The sequence below is a fragment of the Skermania sp. ID1734 genome, from assembly GCF_007489285.1.
GTDB lineage: Bacteria > Actinomycetota > Actinomycetes > Mycobacteriales > Mycobacteriaceae > ID1734.
Genome location: NZ_VLIY01000012.1, coordinates 1 through 20,070 on the forward strand (window position 1 = coordinate 1; position 20,070 = coordinate 20,070).

The window sequence follows — 20,070 nt, forward strand, 5'->3', positions numbered from 1 at the left end:
CTCAGCCGAGCGGGCGTTCCACTCGGCGCCGCACACAGCGTCGGCATCGGCGGAGAGCAGTGCGTTGATCATGGTCTGCAGCAGCTCGCGCATCAGATCCGGCGACGCGTCAGATAGGGCTTGGCCAAGCAGGCCTGCAGGGTCGACAATATGGGGTGCGGTCATCGCGATGACTCCTCGAGGATTCTTTAGACGGTTGACTCGAAAGATCACGCGGTGGCCGCTCTACATCCGTCAACGACACGGATGTCGGAGACGATCTCGGCCACCGAGTTACACCACTCTATGGGGCACTACTCCGCAGCGACAGCCGTCTGCGCGGCCAAGGCAGAAGCGCTGATCGGCGATCCAGGCATGACAGGTGTGGTGGGAATGTGCGGGACGGCGACGCGATCGCCGATCGCGCGGAGCTGGATGCCGAACGCCTCGAGCGCGTCGGCATCTACGAAAAGGAAGTCTGAGTTGGTCGGCATGGCCGGACGCTAACTGCGTCACCGCCTCGATTGCCTCTTATGCGCGCACCGTTGTCGCGCCGCGCGCGAAATTGTGCCGCCGCGAGTTTTGTGTCGGGACGGACCGGAATCGGCACCCATCGAGTTAGTCGATTTCCACGCGGTTTGGCTCGATGGGCGAGCAATTCGACTAACTCAACTTTGTTGCGGCTCTGGAGAGTGAGGTTGCCTGAGGGCTACTCGCCGCGAAAGACCGGTGTCCGTTTGTCCGCGAATGCCCGTGGCCCCTCCTTGGCATCGGCGGACATGAAGACCTTGGTGCCGAGTTGAGCGTCGATCTTGAACGCTTCTTCCTCGTGCATGCCTTCGGTATCTCGGATGGTCTTCAAGATCGCTTGCACCGCCAGTGGACCGTTGGCGCAGATCAGCTCCGCCAACTCCAGCGCCTTGCTCAGCGCCTGGCCGTCCGGCACCACATGACCGATGAGTCCAATCTCCTTGGCTTCCGCCGCGCGGATGTGCCGTCCGGTCAACAGGATGTCGGCGGCGACCGTGTAGGGAATCTGGCGCACCAGTCGAACCGCGGACCCGCCGAGCGGGAACAGGCCCCAGCGTGCCTCGGAGACCCCGAACCTCGCGCTTTCACCGGCCACCCGAATGTCGGTTCCCTGCAGAATTTCGGTGCCGCCGGCGATTGCCGCGCCCTCGACCGCCGCGATGAGCGGCTTGGTCAGGCGACGCCCTTTGAGTAGCGCGTCGATCCGGGACAGGTCCCATCCGCCACCGGAAAAGCTGTCTCCCGGATGCGTCGACGTCATGGCCTTCAGGTCGGCTCCAGCGCAGAAAGCGCCACCTGCGCCAGTCAGAATCGCCACCCGGATCTCCGGGTCGGAATCGACGCGATCCCACGCGTCGCGCATGATCGCCATCATCTCGGCAGACAACGCGTTACGCGCCGCGGGCCGGTTCATGGTGACGATGAGAATGTGTCCGCGCTGCTCGATGAGGCAATGGGGCTCGGCGGAATCGGAGTTGATAGACACTGTTGTTGCACCTCGATCGCCTGTGGGCTCGGTCTCATTCGGGTCTTGCAGAAAACAGTAACACGTTCTAATTTAGGTGTCGTGGCCTATAACATTGCAGACCTTGTCGAGCACGCCGTCGACCTGATGCGCGAGCGTGTCGCACTGTTGGACGACCGGCGCGAAGTGACTTACGCGCAGATGGAGGAGCGCACCAACCGGCTCGCCCATCACCTGCAGAAACAGGGCGTCAAGCAGGGCGACAAGGTGGGCATCTACTCACGCAACACCATCGAGGCCGTCGAGGCGATGGTGGCCATCTTCAAACTCCGCGCCGTGATGGTCAACGTCAACTACCGCTACGTCGAGAACGAGTTGCAATACATCTTCGACAACTCCGACATGGTGGCGTTGATCCATGAGCGCCGATACTCCGACAAGGTCGCGAACGTTCGGGCGAAGACACCGCTACTCACGTGCACGGTGGTCGTCGAAGACGGCACCGACCTGCCGTTCGAAGGAGTCGAGTACGAGCAGGCGTTGACGGCGGCAAGCCCAGAGCGCGACTTCGGCGAACGCTCCGGTGACGACCTGTACATGCTCTACACGGGCGGTACCACCGGCAACCCCAAGGGCGTGATGTGGCGCCACGAGGACGTCTGGCGGGTGCTCGGCGGCGGTATCAACTTCATGACCGGCGAATATGTCAACGACGAGTGGGAACTGGCGAAGGTCGGCGCGCAGAACCCACCGATGACCCGGTATCCGATCCCGCCGATGATTCATGGCGGCGCTCAGTGGGCAACCTTCCAAAGCCTTTTCGGCGGCGGTAAGACGGTGATGCTGCCGGAGTTCAGCGGCCACGGTGTGTGGCAGGCCATCGACCGCCACGGAGTCAACCTCATCTTCATCACCGGTGACGCGATGGCCCGCCCGATGCTCGATGCCCTGGTAGAGGGACACCCGGAAACCGGCGAAAAGTACGACCTGTCAACGCTCTACGTCATCGCGAGCAGTGCCGCGCTGTTCTCGCCGGCGATCAAGGACAAGTACGTAGAACTGCTGCCGAACCGGATGATCAGCGACTCGATCGGTTCGTCGGAAACCGGCTTCGGTGGCCTGAGCCTGGTGACCAAGGGCGCGGAGCACGCCGGTGGCCCGCGGGTGAAAATCGATGCGTCGACACAAGTTTTGCGTGACGACGGTACTCCCGTCGAGCCGGGTTCGGGCGAGGTCGGGTTGCTCGCGCGCAGCGGGAACATCCCGATCGGCTACTACAAGGATGAAGTGAAGAGCAAGGCAACGTTCAAGGAGTTCAACGGCGTTCGTTACTCGATACCCGGCGATTTCGCCAGGGTCGAAGCCGACGGCACGGTGACAATGCTGGGTCGCGGGTCGGTGAGCATCAACAGCGGCGGGGAGAAGATTTATCCGGAAGAGGTCGAGGGCGCACTCAAGTCACATCCCGACGTGTTCGATGCGCTCGTCGTCGGCGTGCCGGATGAGCGCTTCGGCCAACGGGTTTCGGCCGTCGTGCAGCCCCGGCCAGGTACCCGACCGAGCTGCGAAGAACTGCGACCGGCGCTGCTCAAGGAGATCGCGTCCTACAAGTTGCCGCGCAGCATCTGGTACGTCGAGGAGATCAAGCGCTCGCCCGCGGGCAAGCCGAACTACCGCTGGGCCACCGAGCAAACCGAGCAGCGACCCCCGGATTCCGGAGTGGGCGCGACGGATTCCGCGGCGGTCGGCTGATGCGTACCCCTATTTGCGACACCTTCGGCATCGACTACCCGATCTTCGGGTTCACCCCCTCCGAGCACGTCGCCGCGGCAATCAGTCGGGCCGGCGGGCTGGGAGTACTTGGCTGCGTTCGGTTCAACGACGCCGATGAGCTCGACGCGGTGCTCGACTGGATGGATGCCAACACCGACGGCAGGCCCTACGGCGTGGACATCGTCATGCCGGCGAAGATTCCCACCGAGGGGTCGGCGGTCGATCTGGAATCGATGATTCCGCCGGAACACCGGGCGTTTGTGGAACGCACGCTCGCCGATCTGAACGTGCCGCCCCTGGACACGGGCCACGACCACGCGGTCGGCGTTCTCGGATGGCTGCACTCGGTAGCCCGTTCACATGTCGACGTGGCGCTCAAGCACCCAATCAAGCTGATCGCCAACGCACTCGGCTCCCCGCCGCCGGATGTCATCGAGCAAGCACATGCGCACAACGTGCCGGTCGCGGCCTTGGCGGGTGCTGTCGCGCACGCGAAGAGCCACGTAGCCAACGGCGTCGATATCGTCATTGCGCAGGGCTACGAGGCCGGGGGCCATACCGGCGAGATTGCGTCGATGGTGTTGGTGCCCGAGATCGTGGACGCCGTCGGCGCCGGCGCGCACGTGTTGGCAGCCGGTGGAATCGGCAGTGGCCGTCAGGTGGCGGCGGCGCTCGCGTTGGGTGCCGAGGGCGTGTGGATGGGTTCGTACTGGCTCACCTGCTCCGAGTACAAGCTCGGCAGCGCGGCCGCGAGCGAGGGCCCCTCGGTGGTCCAGAAAGCCCTGCTGGGTGCCAGCTCATCCGATACCGTGCGGACTCGCATTTTTTCCGGAAAGCCCGCCCGACTACTGAAGACGAAATGGACCGACGCGTGGTCGAAACCCGATGCGCCGGAGCCGCTTCCCATGCCGTTGCAGAACATCCTGGTGAGCGAGGCACATCAGCGCATCGCCGCGTCGTCCGACCCGGAAGTGGTGGCCATGCCGGTCGGCCAAATAGTGGGGCGCATGAATGAGATTCGCCCGGTGGCCGACGTAATGCGGCAATTGCTCGACGAGTTCGAGGCGGCGGCAGACCGAATCGGTCAGGCGCGCGAGGCGTAACCGTTCAGCCCGACCCCCCTGTGCGTGAATTTTCACCGCGCGCGGTGAAAATTCACGCACAGGACTTGGTCGTCGCAGTTCAGGCCTTCTGCCTGCAACATTCGGGTGAGTGTCTTGAACGACGCGGTCCGCGGCAGGTCTCGACACACCCGAACGTAGGAGGGCACCTGCTTTGGCCCTAGATCAGTCTGACCGGCTAGAAACTCGACCAATTCGTCCGCGTCGATGTGTCGGTCGGCCATAACTGCCGCCATTACCTTGTCTCCGCCATCGGAATCCGGAATGCCGTAAACGGTGGCCACCGAGATCGCTGGATGACGCAACAGGATTCGTTCGATCGGGGCGACGGCGATATTTTCGCCGTCGACACGCATCCAACCGCTGGTGCGGCCCGCGAAGTAGACGTATCCCGCTGCATCGCAGTACGCCAGATCGCCGCTGCGGTACTTCCCGCCGCGCATACGCTCGGCGGTTGCGGCGGGGTCGTTGTAGTAGCCGGCGAACGCTCCGGGTCCGGCCATATTGACCAGTTCGCCGATGGCCTCATCCGCATTAAGTAGATTGCCCGCCGCATCGAATCGAGCAGGCGGACAGGGCTCATCCGTATCAGGTGAAACGACAGCGATGCCCTCGGGCAGGCGTCCCAGCGCGCCCGGTGGTGCCGCAGGATCGGGCGAGATCGCGATCCCGCCTTCGCTCGACCCGAACGCGTCGAGCACCGTCACGTCGAAACGGCGGGCGAACTCGCGAACGAGTCGCGTCGATCCTTCATTGCCGTACATGAGGCGAAGCGGATTGTCGGCGTCGTCCGGACGGGGCGGTGTCTGCAAGATGTACGCCAGCGGCTTGCCGACGTAGTTGGCGTAGGTGACGCCGTACCGGCGTACGTCGTCGAAGAACTGTGATGCCGAAAACCTGCGGCGCAATACGAGGTTCGATCCCGCGGCCAACGCGACGGACCAGCCAGCCATGATCGCGTTGGAGTGAAACATCGGCATCGACACGTAGACCGTGTCGTGCTCGGTCAGTCCGAACCGGTCCGTCAGCATGATCCCCGGCCAGCACACCTTTCGGTGGGTGCAGCGCACGGCTTTTGGTTCGCCGCTCGTGCCCGAGGTGAACACCAGCATGAGCAGGTCGTCCGGGGTTGCGACGATGGGCGCCGGGTCGGCGTCGCGATTGCGTTCCACTACTTCCGACCAGTCGGGCCCGTCTACCTCGATAATCTGAATTCCGTCGAGGTCCAAACCGTTCAGCAATTCTCGATGACGTTGCTCGGTCAGCACCACCTGGCAATCCGAAAGGCAAATGTCGCGGGCCAGCGCGCTTCCACGACGCGTCGAATTCAGGCCGACCAGAACGGATCCCGACAGGGCCGCCGCGCCGAGCAGGAACGAGAACTCGGGGACGTTGTCGAGCAAGACGCCGAAGTGCGGCGGCCGATCCGGCGCGAGCAACTCACCTAACACGGCTACCCGCCGCGCACTCTGCTCGTAATGGGATGCCCAGGAGTACTTCTCGTCTTCGAAGTGCAGGCCGTGCACCGTATCGGTGCGCAACCGCGTCAGCAGGGCGGCGACGGTCTCGGTCATGCCGGGACGCTGGCCAGCGTCGCACCGAGCCGGCGTAGTTGCTCGGTCGCACCGCCGAGTGCGAACTCATTTTGCTTGGCGGCCAGGAAGTATCGATGCACAGGATGGTCAGTATCCAGTCCGACGCCGCCGTGGACGTGGATCACGGTATGGGCCACCCGGTGGCCGGCCTCGGCGGCCCAGAACTTGGCGGTAAACACCTCTGCGTCGCTCGGCAGTCCCTCGGCGAGCGACCATGCCGCCTGCCACATGGTCAGCCGGGCGCCCTGCACATCGATGTAGGCATCGGCCAACCGTTGCGCGACAGCCTGGAAACTGCCTATCGGGCGGTCGAATTGGACCCGTTCGCGAGCGTATTCGCTGACCAGCTCGAGCGCGCGCTCGATGGTGCCAAGTTGTTGCGCACAGACGCCCACGATGGCGCGTTCCTGCAACCAACGAAGTATGTCGCCGCCCTCATCGGGACGCCCGAGCATCGCCGAGCCGTCGACGCGGACACCGTTGAACTCGATCATCGCGGCGGGGCTGTGGTCGGTGACCCGCTGCTCGGTGACGGTGACTCCGGGGGCGGACATATCTACGATGAAGACGCCGACGCCGGACGGTGTCGCGGCCGGTACGAGCAGGAGCTGTGCCACGGCCCCAAAGGGCACCAACGTCTTCGACCCGTGCAATGTCCAGCCGTCGGCAGCGGGTTGCGCGGTGCTGACCGGGCGCGCCGGTTCGTCGTTGCACTCCTCGTCGAGCGCGACGGTAAGAACCACGTCACCGTCGGCGGCGCGTCGGGCAAGGTCGCGCTGTGCTTCGGTGCCGAACTCGGCAAGGGCATTGCCGGCCAGTGCAATCGACCATAGATACGGCACCGGCGCGACGGCGCGACCGAGTTCGACCAGAACGCTGCACTGTTCCAAAACGCCTAAGTCGTTGCCGCCGACCGATTCCGGCAAGGCTGCCGACAGCACGCCGGCATCGGCCAGTGCATGCCACAGCGTGGTGTCGAAACGACTTGCCGCAGAGTCGAGTTCGGCGAGCCGCGGGGGCGTCAGCAGTTTCCCGGCGATGGTTCTGGTGAGCTGTGCCAGGTCGCGCTGCGCCTCGGTGGGGGTGAAATCCATTGCTGTCTCCGTTCAGCGCCGCGCCGGGGGGAGCCCGAGGGCGGTCATGGCGATGATGTCGCGCTGCACTTCGTTGGTTCCGCCCCCGAAGGTGAGGATCAGCGCCGCTCGGTGCATCCGTTCGATGCGGCCCCGCAGCGCCACGCCCGGGGAATCGGGGCGCAAGGTCGCGAGCGGGCCCAGGACCTCCATCAGCGTCCGGTACGCCTCGGTGGCCAGCTCGGTGCCGTAGACCTTGCAGGCCGAGGCGTCGAACTTCTGGGGCGCGGCGTCACCAGAGCTGGCGCGCCAGGCAATCTCCCAGTTCATCAGCTTGAGGTACTCGACCTTCGCGTGGACACGGGCGAGCGCAATCTGCACCCACTCGCGATCGATGACGCGGGAACCGTCGGCCGCCTTGGTGTGCTGGGCCCATTCGGTGACTTCCCGCAGCGCTACCTGCAGTGGAGCGGCCGACGTCAGCGCCACCCGCTCATGGTTGAGCTGATTGGTCATCAGGGGCCAGCCGCCATTGACGTCGCCGACCACAGCTGTTTCGGGCACGCGGACGTCCTGGTAGTAGGTGGCGCTGGTGTCCGGGCCGGCCATGGTGTGCACCGGCGTCCACGAAAAGCCCTCGGCCGTCGTGGGCACTATGAACATCGTGATGCCCTTGTGCTTCTTGGCGCTCGGATCGGTTCGGCACGCCAGCCACACGTAGTCCGCATACGCGATCAGGCTCGTCCACATCTTCTGGCCGTTGATGATCCAGTCCGACCCATCGCGTACCGCTGTGGTGCGCAGACTCGCCAAGTCGGTTCCGGCACCGGGTTCGGAATAGCCGATCGAGAAATGCAACTCGCCGGCGGAAATCCTGGGCAGAAAGAACCGCTTCTGCTCCTCGCTGCCGTAATGCATGATCGTCGGCGCCACCGAGTTGATGGTGAGGAACGGGACCGGTGCTCCCGTGATCGCGGCCTCGTCGGTGAAGATCAATTGGTCCAGCATCGGGCGTTCCTGCCCGCCATACTTTTTCGGCCACCCCAGGGTGAGCCAGCCGTCGCGGCCCATCTCCCGCACGATGTCGCGGTACACCGTCCCCGAGCCGACCTCCCCGGTCTGCGCACTCAGCGCCTCCCGGCGCTCGGGAGTGATCAGCCTGGCGAAGTACGCGCGCAGTTCCTCGCGAAGTTCTTGCTGCTGCGGCGTATAAGTCAGTTGCATGCGCGCCCCTTCTCGAACAACTCCTGTCTTGAATCATTGCACAAAAAGTGGAACAGGTTCTAGTCTTGAGTAGCAGCGGCGTGCAGGTGACGGTGCGCCGATGGTGGCGTGGGTGCGCGAAAGGGGAGTGCTTCAAGTGGAGATCAAGGTCGATCGCGAGCAGTGCGAGGCCAACGGCGTCTGCGTGGGAATCGCCCCGGACATCTTTGAACTCGATGACAACGACGAATTACACATCGCGCCGGGACCGCTTCCGGAAGATCGCCTCGACGACGCGAAGGATGCGGTGGCGCAATGTCCCAAAGCGGCGCTGCGTCTGCAGCAATGACCGTGGTTGCCCTGAACGAGAACACGTTCTAAAGTCGGCGCAATGAACGACACTCGAACGCTCGACGGCAAAGTAGCGATCGTGACCGGCGCGGGCGCCGGACTCGGTCGCGCAGAGGCGATTGCCTTGGCGCGGGCGGGGGCAAGTGTAGTCATCAACGACCTGCATGCCGGTGACGCAGTGGAGGAAACGCTCGCCGAGATCCGGACCCACGCCAAGTGCGAGTTCGTTGCCGGCGATGTCGGCGAGCGGTCAACCGCCGACGCGTTGATGCAAGCCGCGCAAGAAAAGTTCGGCGGAGTCGACGTCGTCGTCAACAACGCCGGCGTGGTCCGCGACCGGATGCTCTTCAACATGTCCGACGAGGACTTCGACCTCGTGGTGAAGGTCCACCTGCGCGGGCATTTTCTGCTCTGCCGCAACGCCGCCGCGTATTGGCGGTCGCAGTCCAAGGCGGCGGGTGAACCGATTTACGGACGACTGATCAATACCTCGTCGGAGGCGGGGTTGTTGGGCCCGGAGGGTCAGCCCAACTACGGTGCCGCGAAAGCGGGCATCACCGCGCTGACGCTCTCGGCGGCCCGGGCGTTGGGTCGTTACGGCGTCCGCGCCAATGCGATTTGCCCGCGCGCCCGCACGTCGATGACCGAGGCGGTATTCGGGGCCGCCGACGCCGAGGAGCAGATAGATCCGCTCTCGCCTGACCATGTCGCCACGCTTGTCGCCTTCCTGGCCTCGCCGGCCGCGGAAAACGTCAGCGGTCAACTGTTCGTTGTTTACGGCCCGATGGTGGCCCTGATGGCGGCGCCGGAAGTGGAGGCGCGCTTCGACGCGGCCGGGGCCGCGTGGTCAGCGGACACCTTGGCTGCCGAGATTTCCGGCTATTTCGCCGAACGTGACCCGGCCAAGACGTTCTCGGCCGGTCAGGCTCTGAACCGCCTCGGCGCAAACTGATACCCGATTTCGCCTCGAGCTAGGCGAATTGGTAACAAGATGTTGAAATATGTGGAGTGCCGACGTGCTCGTCGGGAGGGACGTCGCGCTCGTGCGCGCACGTCATGGCACTCCGGCTACTGCGCGTCAATTTAGCACAGGTTCTAGTTTTGCTGGGCTCCGCGCGCTCGTCTCGCTACCGACACCGCGGTCTTTCCGTGCCGAATTCCCCTTAAATTGCGCCTCGTGCGGACGCCGCGGCGATGGGTCATCGAGGCCCCGCAAAGATCTCCCGCCCATCCGACCGCCACGCATCTATGCAGGTAGCCGACGAATATTCACCCCCCGGCGAACCTGTCACACCGATCGGCTACGGTTAGCTCGGTCACCAGGGCAGGGGGTATGTCGGGGCAACGGGCGGTCGCCGCCCGCTCGCAAACCAAGCGGTTGCTCGGCTGCCCTTTGACGGCTGAACGTGTTCCAGTTTAGTATGACCCGGATCACTCTCTAGGTGCCATGATGCCCGGTCGACGCGAGTAGGAGCGATGAACGATCTCGTTGCGGTCCCTCTCCGGGCCGTCGGTGGGTTCTTCGAACTCATCGCCGACACGGCTCGTTCCTCGCTGCGTCGGCCGTTCCAGTGGCGTGAATTCATCGACCAGGCATGGTTCGTCGCCCGAGTTTCGATAGTTCCAACGGTGTTGGTCGCCGTTCCGTTCACCGTGCTGGTGAGCTTCACCATCAACATCCTGCTCCGCGAGATCGGTGCCGCCGACTTGAGCGGTGCCGGCGCTGCGCTCGGTTCGGTGACTCAGGTCGGGCCGATCGTCACCGTGCTCATCGTTGCCGGGGCCGGCGCGACGGCGATCTGTGCCGACCTCGCCGCGCGCACGATCCGTGAAGAGATCGACGCCATGCGGGTGCTGGGTATCAATCCCATTCAGCGACTGGTGGTTCCCCGGGTCCTCGCATCCACGGTGGTGGCGCTGCTTCTCAACGGGTTGGTCTGCACCATCGGCATTCTCGGCGGATTCCTGTTTTCCGTCTTTTTGCAGGATGTGAACCCGGGCGCGTTCGTCAACGGAATTACGTTGCTGACCGGGTTCGGTGAGTTGATGATCTCTCAGGCGAAAGCCGGGGCATTCGGCCTCATTGCCGGTCTGATGGCTTGTTACCTTGGCCTCAACGTCAAGGGTGGTCCGAAGAGCGTGGGCGATGCGGTGAATCAGACGGTGGTGTTCTCCTTCATGGCGTTGTTCGTGGTGAACGTTGTCCTCACGGCCATCGGCATCAAGCTGACGGCGCGGTGACCGGTATGGCGACGGCTGTTCTCTCACAACGCTTCCCGCGGGCCCGGGCTCGCTATCAGCGCACGGTCGGCCACGTTGACTCCATCGGCGACCACGCCATCTTTTATGCGCGCGCAATCGGCCACGCACCCAAGGCATTGATTCACTACCGTCGGGAAACCATCCGGCTGATCGCCGAAATCAGCATGGGCACCGGCGCGCTCGCGGTCATCGGCGGCACGGTGGTGATCGTCGGATTCCTCACTCTCTTCGCAGGCGGCACCATCGCTGTGCAGGGTTACAGCTCGCTCGGCAACATCGGGGTCGAGGCGCTGACCGGGTTTTTCGCGGCGTTCATCAACGTCCGGATCGCGGCGCCGGTCATTGCGGGAATCGGACTTGCCGCCACAATCGGCGCCGGCTCGACCGCGCAACTCGGCGCGATGCGGGTCTCCGAGGAGATCGACGCGCTCGAAGTGATGGCCATCCCATCGATTCCGTATCTGGTGAGCACCCGTGTCATGGCCGGCATGATCGCGATCATTCCGCTGTATTCGCTTGCTGTTATTGCCTCGTTCCTGGCCAGCCGGTTCGCGACTGTCTATATCTATGGTCAATCACCCGGCGTCTACGACCACTACTTCTCGACATTCCTGATCCCCACCGACATCCTGTGGTCGTTCGCGCAGGCGATCGTCATGGCGGTCGCGATCATGATGATCCACACCTACTACGGGTTCAACGCTTCCGGTGGCCCGGTCGGTGTCGGCGTGGCCGTGGGCAACGCCGTGCGGACATCACTGATCGCCGTGGTGACGGTGACCCTGCTCATCTCCCTCGCCATCTACGGCACCTCCGGCAACTTCCATCTGTCGGGATAGGTGGCGAATATGGCTGAAAAGAAATGGGTTCGCCGCCTCGCGGCGCTCGCGCTTGTCGCGACGCTGGCCGGTATCACGGCGATCGCGTTCACCATGTTTGCCGGCGGATTCGTCGCAACCGTGCCCGTCAACATCACCGCGAAGCGGGCCGGTCTGGTCATGGACCCCGACGCCAAGGTGAAGATGCGCGGGGTCGAGGTCGGTCGCGTGGGCGCAATCGAGAACACCCCCAACGGCGGGGCGCTGCTCAAGCTCAACATGTATCCGGACATGCTGAAGTTGATACCCGCCAACTCGACGGTAGACATCAAGTCCACCACCGTCTTTGGCGCCAAGTATGTCAATTTGGTGCCGCCGACCCATGCCTCGCCGGATCATCTGGCGGCGGGCACCACCATTCCGGCGACCTCGGTCACCGTCGAGTTCAACACGCTGTTTCAACATCTTTCCGATGTTCTGCAGAAGCTGGAGCCGGAAAAGATCAACGCGACGCTCGGCGCGTTGTCGACCGCATTCCGCAACCGCGGTCAGCAGATCGGCGAACTGCTCAGCACGGGCGACACCTACCTGAAGAAGATGAATCCCTCGCTCCCGGAACTGCAGCGGGACTTCGCCTCCGCCGCCGGCGTCACCAACCTGTACGCAGACACCTCTGACGACTTCCTGAAGATCATTTCGAACTTTACGGCGACCAGCGGCACCATCGTCGATGAGCAACAGAACCTCGATACCTTGCTGCTCGACGTGATCGGCCTGTCCGACACCGCGGGCGGCGTACTCAACGAGAACGAACACAACCTCGTGACCGCTCTCGACGAGTTGCGCCCGACAACAGGGCTGCTCAACGAGTACTCGCCCGCGCTGAATTGCCTGATCATCGGGTTGGACAAGGCACTGCCGATCGCCAACGCGGTCGAGGGCGGTAACCAGGAGGGCATCGCGCTCGATGCCGGGTTCATGTACGGGCAAAAGCCCTACACGTATCCCGACAGCCTGCCGAAGGTGAACGCCACCGGCGGCCCGCACTGCGAAGGTTTGCCCGGCCGGGTGCCCAGCGATCCGGCGCCGCCGTTCGTGGTGACCGATACGGCCAACGTCCCGTATGTGCCGAATACCAAGCTGATGCTCAACGCGCCGAAGGTCTTCCAGATCCTGTTCGCGGGCGTGTACCCGGGGGTGGGGCCATGAGAAACACCGCAACCATTGTGAAGTTCTCGGTCTTCGCCCTTGTGATGGTGTTGATCCTGATCTTCCTCGGCGTGGTGTTCAGCCAGGCACGTTTTGCGAGCACCAAGAGCTATCACGCGGTGTTCACCAGCGCGTCAGGAATGAAGTCCGGATCGAAGGTGCGCATTGCCGGTGTCCCCGTCGGTGCGGTTACCTCCGTGAAGGTCGGCAAGGACGATCTCGCACACGTCGACTTCAACGTCGAATCCAAGTATCCGCTGCTGCGTAGCACCCGGGCTCAGATCCGATACGAGAACCTCGTTGGCGACCGCTACATGGAGTTGATGGAGGGTCCGGGTTCGATGGACACCCTGCCAGACGGCGGCACCATAGGCACCGCCCAGACGGCCCCTGCGCTCGACTTGGACGTGCTGCTCGGCGGATTCAAGCCGCTGCTGCGTGCGCTGGATCCACAACAGGTGAATCAGCTGACATCCGCACTGGTGCAGGTCTTTCAGGGCCAGGGTGACACGCTGGTGTCGCTGCTGAGCACCACCGGTTCGTTCACCAAGACCCTCGCCGACCGCGACCAGCTGATCGGTGACGTGATCAACAACTTGAACACCGTGCTGAAGACGATCGACGCGCGTGGCGATCAGTTCTCGACCACGCTCGACCGACTGCAGCAACTCATCAGCGGGCTGTCCGCAGACCGCGACCCGATCGGCGACGCGATTCCGCGAATCGCTGATGCCACTGGCAAATTGGCGAACCTGCTGGAAGGCTCTCGTCCTGATTTGGCCGGCACTATCAACCAGGCTGATCGGCTCGCGACCAACCTCAATGCCGGCACCGACACTTTCGAGAAGGTTTTGGCCGGCCTGCCGTCTGCATTTCAGCGGCTGATCCGCGTCGGCGCGTACGGGTCGTTCTTCCAGTTCTATGTCTGCTCAACGCAGTTCAAGTTCAGCGGTCCGGACGGGAAGGACATCCTGATCAAACTCCCCGCAGCGCAGACGTCGGGGAGGTGTGCGCCGTCGTGAACGAGCACAGGCAGAGCAATTTGGTGCGGATGGGCATCGTCGGCGTCGTGATCGCTATCGCGATCGTGCTGGCGACGCTGCAGTACGACCGGTTGCCGTTCCTGCATTCGGGTGTCGGCTACGGCGCGGAGTTCGCCGACGCTGGTGGGCTGATGACCGGTGACCCGGTCGAGGTTGCCGGGGTGAAGGTGGGCGGAGTCGACACGATCAAACTCGAGGGGCCACAAGTGCTCGTTACCTTCACGATGTCGAACGGCATCCAGCTCGGTCAGGACACCCGGGCGGCGATCAAGACGAATACGGTGCTCGGGCGTAAATCGCTGTCGGTGACTCCGGAGGGGCCGGGAGCGTTGACACCGGGCGACACAATTCCGTTGGACCGCACCACATCGCCCTATTCACTCAACGATGCTCTCGGTGACCTCAGCAACACGGTGAAGGACCTCAACACCGACCAGCTCAACCGGGCGCTGAACACGATGTCCGACGCGTTGACCAACACCCCCGCACCCCTGCGGGCGGCCCTCGATGGAGTGGCCCGGCTGTCGAAGAGCCTCAACGACCGCGACGAGAGCCTACGCCAATTGCTCGACAAAGCCCAAAGCGTGACAAAGGTTTTGGCCGATCGTGGGGGACAGATCAATGCGCTGCTTCTCGACGGCAACGATTTGCTCGGTGAGCTGGACCGGCGGCGCGCCGCCATCAGTCAGTTGATTACCAACATTTCCTACATTTCCCAGCAACTCACCGGACTGGTGCATGACAACTCCCAGCAACTCGGCCCGACGCTGGACGAGCTGAATCGTGTTGTGGCCGTACTGCAGCGGAACAAGGACAATATCGGCAAGGCGCTCGACGGCTTGGGGCCATATGCGACGGCGCTCGGCGAGGCGGTGGGTAGCGGCCCGTACTTCCAGGCGTTCGTGCAGAACTTCGGTTCGAGCAAGTACTTCCAGGGCTTGGTGGACGCCCTGATCGATCCGCAACACCTGCCGCCCGACTTGCAGAACATCTTCCTGAACCCGCCGCCCTCCATTGAGTTCAAGGATCATCAGCGATGACCGCGTTGCTGGCCAAGCCCCGCCGCAAGTGGGTGATCCTCGGAGCGATCGTGGTGGTGCTCGCGATTATTGCCACCGTTGTCTACCTCGTTGTCGCACGCGCCACCACCACCAAGATCACGGCATACTTCTCGTCGACGACCGGCCTCTACGGCGGCGACGACGTCCGAATCTTGGGCGTCAAGATCGGCAATGTGGATTCGATCGAGCCGCAACCGGAATCGTCCAAGGTGACGATGTCGGTGGATTCGAGCTACAAGATTCCCGCTGATGCGAAGGCGGTCATCATCGCGCAGTCGCTGGTATCGGCCCGCTTTGTACAGCTGGCGCCGGTGTACACCGGCGGCCCCACCATGGCCGACGGCGCCGTAATCCCGTTGCAGCGCACTGCCGTTCCCGTCGAATGGGATGACATCAAGAAAGAACTGACCAAGCTGTCCACCGCGTTGGGACCGCAAGGTAGCGAGGAGCAAGGCTCATTCGGCCGTTTCGTCAATACCGCCGCGGCAAACCTCGACGGCAACGGGGAACGGCTGCGCGCGACGCTGCACGAGTTATCGCACACGCTGACAATTCTTTCCGACGGCAGGACCGACCTCTTCGGCACGATCCGAAACCTAGAGGAGTTCGTTTCGGCGCTGTCCAACAGCAATGAGCAGATCGTGCAGTTCGGGGGCCGGCTCGCCTCCGTCTCAGAGGTGTTGGCATCCAGTTCCGACGAACTCGGCCGTGCCCTCGATGATCTCGATGTCGCGCTCGGCAACGTGCAGCGCTTCGTCGCCGACAACCGCGCGAAGCTCGGCGAGGCGGTGTCCAGACTCGGTGATGCCACCCAGGTGCTCGTCGATAAGCGCCCGGAACTCGAGCAGGTGCTACACATTGCCCCGACCGCGCTGGCCAACTTCTACCAGATTTACAAGCCCGCACAGGGCACTCTGACGGGCGCGATCTCGATGAGCAACTTCGCCAACCCGGTGAACTTCCTGTGCGGTTCCATCGAGGGATTGCAGGCCAACGATTCGGACAAGTCGGCGAATCTGTGCGTGCAGTACCTTGCGCCCATTTTGAACTCGCTGATCATGAATTACCCACCGCTGCTGACCAACCCGGCATCGGGTGTCGCGGCCTTCCCCAACCAGATCGAATACAGTCCGCCGTCGCTGTCGTCTCGGGCGCCCGTCGGGGCCACTCCGGTTCCTGCTCCACCGGCCGCGCCGCCGATGCCGAAAGATCTTGGTGCGCTGTTGCTTCCAGGGGGTGGGCGATGACCGGTTCGGTACCGAAAAGGCGCTGGCGGCGTGGTTTCGGGGTGCTGGCGATCGTAGCGTGCACCGCGCTGGGTGTGACGGGCTGCGAATGGAAGGGGCTGAATTCGCTGCCGCTGCCGGGTGCGCAAGGTGTCGGGGCTGACTCTTACACAGTGCAGATCCAAATGCCCAATGTGACTACGCTGTCGCAGAATTCGCCGGTAATGGTCAACGACGTGACTGTCGGCACCGTGACCGACATCGAGGTGCAGGGCTGGCACGCGCTGGTAACGGTTTCCATCAAAAACGACGTGAATCTGCCCGGTAATGCGATCGCCAAGATCGGCCAGACCAGCTTGCTTGGTTCCAACCACGTGGAACTTCTGCAGCCGAAGGACCCGACAGGCAACCTGCGCGACGTCCGCTTCATCCCGCTCGATCGGGCCGGCGCCTATCCGACCACCGAGCAGGTGCTGTCCTCGCTTTCGGTGGTGCTCAACGGCGGCGGGCTCGCACAGCTGCAGGACATCACACGCGAGCTCAACACCGCGCTGGATGGTCGCACCGACGCCGTTCGGGACCTGCTGCCGCAATTGAACGATCTGACCACCCAACTCGACCACCAGCGCGGCGACATCGTTGCTGCGCTCGATGGCCTCAACCGGTTGGCCGACACGTTCGCGCGCCGCAAGGATGTGCTCACCAACGCGTTGGACGGAATTCCGCCGGCGCTGAAGGTCCTCGTGGATGAGCGGCAGAACATCACCAGTGCGCTTGTCGCACTGGGCAAGCTCAGTGACGTGACCAATCGGATTGTCGACAACGGTGGTGACAACCTCAAGGCGAACCTCAAAAACCTTGTGCCGGTGCTCAAATCCCTGGCCGATACCGGCAACCACCTGACCGACGTGCTGCCGCTGCTGATCACGTTCCCGTTCTCGATGACCAACCTCGACCACTGGCTCAAGGGTGACTACGCGAACTTGATGATGACCGTCGACCTCACCGGGCCGCGGCTGGATTCCAACTTCCTTACCGGTACGGGACTCGGCGGCGTCTTCGGCGGGGTCGAGGGCTTACTCGGCCGCAGCGCTGGTGTGGCAGGTGAGGCGAAGAATCCCATGACCGCGCCGTTGCAGCCGCCGCCGCCCGCTCCTGCAGGTGCGCCGGCTATCCCGGGCCTGCCGCAGATTCCCGGCTTGCCGGCGATTCCCGGACTGACCGCGCCGGCGCCGGGAGGTCCCCCGCGATGATGCTTACCAAGTTCGTCCGGGCGCAGCTGATCATCTTCTCGATCCTGACAGTCATCGGCGTCGTCGTCATGGCGACGGTGTATGTGCAGTTGCCGGCGATGTTCGGGATCGGCCGGTATGACGTGACGGTCGATCTCGATGCCACCGGCGGGCTGTACCCGCACGCGAATGTGGCGTACCGAGGCACCAACGTCGGCCGCGTCACCGAAGTGCGGCTGACGCCCGATGGCGTGCAGGCCAAGTTGTCGATCGACAGCGGCTACAAGATTCCGATGGATTCCATCGCGTACGTCAAATCGGTCTCGGCGGTGGGCGAGCAGTACGTCGACTTCGTGCCGAACTCCGGCAATGGGCCGGATCTGGCAGACGGCGACGTTGTTCCGGTCCAGAACACCCGGCTGCCGCAAGATGTCGGGCAGATGCTCGACCGGGCCGATCAGCTGGTCGCCGGAATCGCCGATACTCGGCTGCGAACTCTCGTCGACGCCGCGTTCAAGGCGTTCAACGGCGCCGGGCCGGATCTGCAGAAGCTGCTGGACTCGGCGCGCCTGCTATTGCAGGAGGCCAACAAGAATTCGGACCAGACCAAGCAGCTGATCGAACAGATCGGCCCGCTGCTGGACACCCAGAACGAGAGCGCGGACGCGGTCCGGCAGTGGACCGCCGATCTGGCCAAGTTCACCGACCAGCTGCGCACGAGCGATCCGCAATTGCGCTCGATCATCGAAAAGGGCCCGGGCGCGACCACCGAAGCAACCAAGTTGTTCCAGGACCTGCGGCCTACATTGCCGATCCTGCTGCGCAATCTGGTCAGCGTCGGTCAGGTGGCGGAGATCTACAATCCCGGCATCGAACAGATCCTCGTGATCTATCCGCCGCTGGTTGCCGCGCTGCTCACAGCCGTTCGCGGGCCGCTCGACGAAGGCGCGATCGTCGACTTCATGCTGCAGCTCAATGATCCGCCCGGCTGCACCACCGGGTTCACTCCGTGGAACCAGTGGCGGTCACCGTCGGACATGACTCCGGTCAAGACGCCGCCGAACCTGTACTGCCAGGTTCCGCAGAACGCGCCGGAGGTCGTTCGCGGCGCCCGAAACACGCCGTGCATGGAGGCGCCGGGCAAGCGAGCGGCCACCGTGGAGCAGTGCAAGAGCCCCGAGGGATATGTGCCCACGGGGAGCAATCCGCCGTTCGGCCCGCAGCAATGGCCGCGGCCCGCCAGGACGACCGCCCCCAGCGCCTACCATGGCGACCAGTCTGGACCGGCCCCGCCGGCTACCGTGCCGTACGACCCGGCGACCGGTACCTTCGCGGGACCGGACGGCAAGATCTACCGCCAGCCTGGGCTGGCACCCGGCGGCGCGCCGAAGCCGGCGCCGACCTGGCAGACGATGATGACGGAACAGCAAGGCATATGACGGACGAGACCAACCCCCACAATCAGTTCGACCCCACTCGAAAGCGGCGCCGGGCGGTGCGCCGCGCCGGGCCCCCCGAAGGCGTTACCGAACCGGCGATCGTCACCGCGCCGACGACCGCAGTCGCGGTGGCGGAATCGGGCGAGACGTCCGCTGCAGCCGAGGCTAGCCCCGAAGCAACCGAGCATCGGGCACCGAGTCGCGCGGTCCGCATCATCGCGTCCGTGGCGGCGGCGATCGTCCTGGTCGCCCTGGTCGGCGGCGTGGCCTTCTTCGGCTGGGCGAAGTACCGGGCTGATCAACGAGATGCCAAGCGACAAGAGTTCATTCAGGCCGCGCGCCAGACGGTGCTCAACCTCACCACCATCCATCCCGAGACCGCCAAGCAAGACGTGCAACGCATCCTCGACAACGCCACCGGGCAGTTCAAGGACGAATTCACCGGTCGGGTCGACCCGTTCGTCAGCGTTGTCGAGGAGGCGAAGGTGGCAACCAACGGTCAGATCCTCGAGGCGGGCATCGAAAAGGAATACGGTGACAGCGCCGACGTGCTCGTCGCGGCCAAGTCCATGGTGACCAACGCCGGCACCAAGGAACCGCAGCCACGCGATTTCCGGCTGCGTATCACCGTCACCGAAGAAAACGGCCACATGGCCACCTCGAACGTGGAATTCGTCGCGTGAAAATTGCTGTGAAAAAGGGAAATCTCACCCGCCAGTTGGCCGTCGGGCTCGGTGGCATCGTCGTTGTCGCGTTGATCGTGGCGAATGTGCTTCTCGGCCTGGCATATATGCACGACCGGCAGAGCGAACAGGCGCGCACCGACGCGGTGGCGGCAGCGAGCAGCGAGGCCGAGGCGATGCTCGGCTACGACTTCAACACGGTCGACAAGTCGCTGCCCAAGGCGGCGGATGGGTTGACGGGCGATTTCCGCGGTCAGTACATGAACCTGGTGAACGGGACGATCATCCCGGGAGCCAAGGAGAAGCAGTTGACGGTCAAGGTGTCGGTCCAGGGCGCTGCGGTGGTGGACGCCAGGCCGAGCGACGCGACTGTGCTGCTGTTTCTCAATCAGGTGACCACCAGCAAGGATTCGCCCAAAGCCGCAACCACGGGAAGTCGCGTGCGGGTGCAGATGAGCAAGGTCGACGGTCGCTGGCTCGTGTCGAATCTGACGCCGATCTAGTCGG

The 20,070-nt window shown here is 63.8% G+C and carries 19 protein-coding genes and 1 pseudogene; 14 read left to right on the forward strand and 6 right to left on the reverse strand.

The window, feature by feature from the left end; all coding sequences use genetic code 11:
- The 3 genes and pseudogenes from FOS14_RS15600 to FOS14_RS15610 all read right to left on the reverse strand — a co-directional run.
- A pseudogene (locus FOS14_RS15600) lies at positions 1-165 on the reverse strand (IS256 family transposase); the annotation flags it as partial.
- A gap of 128 nt (positions 166-293) precedes the next feature.
- On the reverse strand, positions 294-473 hold the full coding sequence (locus tag FOS14_RS15605) for a hypothetical protein (protein WP_143771740.1): 180 nt from the start codon (positions 471-473) through the stop codon (positions 294-296).
- Positions 474-688: 215 nt separating this feature from the next.
- On the reverse strand, positions 689-1,495 hold the full coding sequence (locus tag FOS14_RS15610; protein WP_143771741.1) for a crotonase/enoyl-CoA hydratase family protein: 807 nt from the start codon (positions 1,493-1,495) through the stop codon (positions 689-691).
- An 81-nt stretch (positions 1,496-1,576) separates the two neighbouring features.
- On the opposite strand from FOS14_RS15610, the gene FOS14_RS15615 reads away from it, so the two are divergent.
- Together FOS14_RS15615 and FOS14_RS15620 are read left to right on the forward strand one after the other, a co-directional pair.
- Complete coding sequence (locus tag FOS14_RS15615; protein ID WP_143771742.1) at positions 1,577-3,226, forward strand: acyl-CoA synthetase; 1,650 nt, start codon at positions 1,577-1,579, stop codon at positions 3,224-3,226.
- Positions 3,226-4,350: a nitronate monooxygenase family protein gene (locus FOS14_RS15620; RefSeq protein WP_143771743.1), complete on the forward strand. Its 1,125-nt coding sequence runs from the start codon at positions 3,226-3,228 to the stop codon at positions 4,348-4,350. Before FOS14_RS15615 ends, FOS14_RS15620 begins: the two co-directional genes overlap by 1 nt.
- 32 nt (positions 4,351-4,382) lie before the next feature.
- Here the strand turns inward: FOS14_RS15620 and FOS14_RS15625 are convergent, their stop codons facing one another.
- The 3 genes from FOS14_RS15625 to FOS14_RS15635 are packed head-to-tail and all read right to left on the reverse strand — an operon-like array spanning position 4,383 to position 8,260.
- Positions 4,383-5,942: a long-chain-fatty-acid--CoA ligase gene (locus FOS14_RS15625; protein ID WP_143771744.1), complete on the reverse strand. Its 1,560-nt coding sequence runs from the start codon at positions 5,940-5,942 to the stop codon at positions 4,383-4,385.
- Positions 5,939-7,057, reverse strand: coding sequence for an acyl-CoA dehydrogenase family protein (locus FOS14_RS15630; RefSeq protein WP_143771745.1), 1,119 nt, complete (start codon positions 7,055-7,057; stop codon positions 5,939-5,941). Before FOS14_RS15630 ends, FOS14_RS15625 begins: the two co-directional genes overlap by 4 nt.
- A gap of 12 nt (positions 7,058-7,069) precedes the next feature.
- Positions 7,070-8,260, reverse strand: a complete 1,191-nt coding sequence (locus tag FOS14_RS15635; protein ID WP_143771746.1) for an acyl-CoA dehydrogenase family protein — start codon at positions 8,258-8,260, stop codon at positions 7,070-7,072.
- Between the two features lie 136 nt (positions 8,261-8,396).
- Here FOS14_RS15635 and FOS14_RS15640 point away from each other — a divergent pair, with 136 nt between their 5' ends.
- The 12 genes from FOS14_RS15640 (at position 8,397) to FOS14_RS15695 (ending at position 20,066) form a co-directional block, all read left to right on the forward strand.
- Entirely contained in the window at positions 8,397-8,588 is a 192-nt protein-coding gene (locus FOS14_RS15640) for a ferredoxin (protein WP_143771747.1), read from the forward strand.
- A 42-nt stretch (positions 8,589-8,630) separates the two neighbouring features.
- Positions 8,631-9,542 carry a 3-oxoacyl-ACP reductase gene (locus tag FOS14_RS15645; RefSeq protein WP_143771748.1) on the forward strand — a complete coding sequence of 304 codons (912 nt, stop codon included), beginning with the start codon at positions 8,631-8,633 and terminating at the stop codon, positions 9,540-9,542.
- A gap of 524 nt (positions 9,543-10,066) precedes the next feature.
- Entirely contained in the window at positions 10,067-10,831 is a 765-nt protein-coding gene (locus FOS14_RS15650; RefSeq protein ID WP_143771749.1) for an ABC transporter permease, read from the forward strand.
- Between the two features lie 5 nt (positions 10,832-10,836).
- Entirely contained in the window at positions 10,837-11,691 is an 855-nt protein-coding gene (locus FOS14_RS15655) for an ABC transporter permease (RefSeq protein ID WP_143771750.1), read from the forward strand.
- Positions 11,692-11,700: 9 nt separating this feature from the next.
- On the forward strand, positions 11,701-12,879 hold the full coding sequence (locus FOS14_RS15660; protein ID WP_143771751.1) for an MCE family protein: 1,179 nt from the start codon (positions 11,701-11,703) through the stop codon (positions 12,877-12,879).
- Complete coding sequence (locus tag FOS14_RS15665; RefSeq protein WP_143771752.1) at positions 12,876-13,901, forward strand: MCE family protein; 1,026 nt, start codon at positions 12,876-12,878, stop codon at positions 13,899-13,901. Before FOS14_RS15660 ends, FOS14_RS15665 begins: the two co-directional genes overlap by 4 nt.
- 29 nt (positions 13,902-13,930) lie before the next feature.
- Positions 13,931-14,962: an MCE family protein gene (locus FOS14_RS15670; RefSeq protein ID WP_143771899.1), complete on the forward strand. Its 1,032-nt coding sequence runs from the start codon at positions 13,931-13,933 to the stop codon at positions 14,960-14,962.
- Positions 14,959-16,230 carry an MCE family protein gene (locus tag FOS14_RS15675; RefSeq protein ID WP_143771753.1) on the forward strand — a complete coding sequence of 424 codons (1,272 nt, stop codon included), beginning with the start codon at positions 14,959-14,961 and terminating at the stop codon, positions 16,228-16,230. The genes FOS14_RS15670 and FOS14_RS15675 overlap by 4 nt, the downstream gene beginning before the upstream one ends.
- The gene (locus tag FOS14_RS15680) at positions 16,227-17,462 is read left to right on the forward strand and encodes an MCE family protein (RefSeq protein WP_143771754.1); all 1,236 of its coding nucleotides are present in this window, start codon (positions 16,227-16,229) and stop codon (positions 17,460-17,462) included. Before FOS14_RS15675 ends, FOS14_RS15680 begins: the two co-directional genes overlap by 4 nt.
- Complete coding sequence (locus FOS14_RS15685) at positions 17,459-18,880, forward strand: MCE family protein (RefSeq protein ID WP_143771755.1); 1,422 nt, start codon at positions 17,459-17,461, stop codon at positions 18,878-18,880. The genes FOS14_RS15680 and FOS14_RS15685 overlap by 4 nt, the downstream gene beginning before the upstream one ends.
- The gene (locus FOS14_RS15690) at positions 18,877-19,563 is read left to right on the forward strand and encodes a hypothetical protein (protein WP_255450370.1); all 687 of its coding nucleotides are present in this window, start codon (positions 18,877-18,879) and stop codon (positions 19,561-19,563) included. The genes FOS14_RS15685 and FOS14_RS15690 overlap by 4 nt, the downstream gene beginning before the upstream one ends.
- Complete coding sequence (locus FOS14_RS15695) at positions 19,560-20,066, forward strand: h domain protein (protein ID WP_255450371.1); 507 nt, start codon at positions 19,560-19,562, stop codon at positions 20,064-20,066. The genes FOS14_RS15690 and FOS14_RS15695 overlap by 4 nt, the downstream gene beginning before the upstream one ends.
- Positions 20,067-20,070 lie beyond the last annotated feature (4 nt).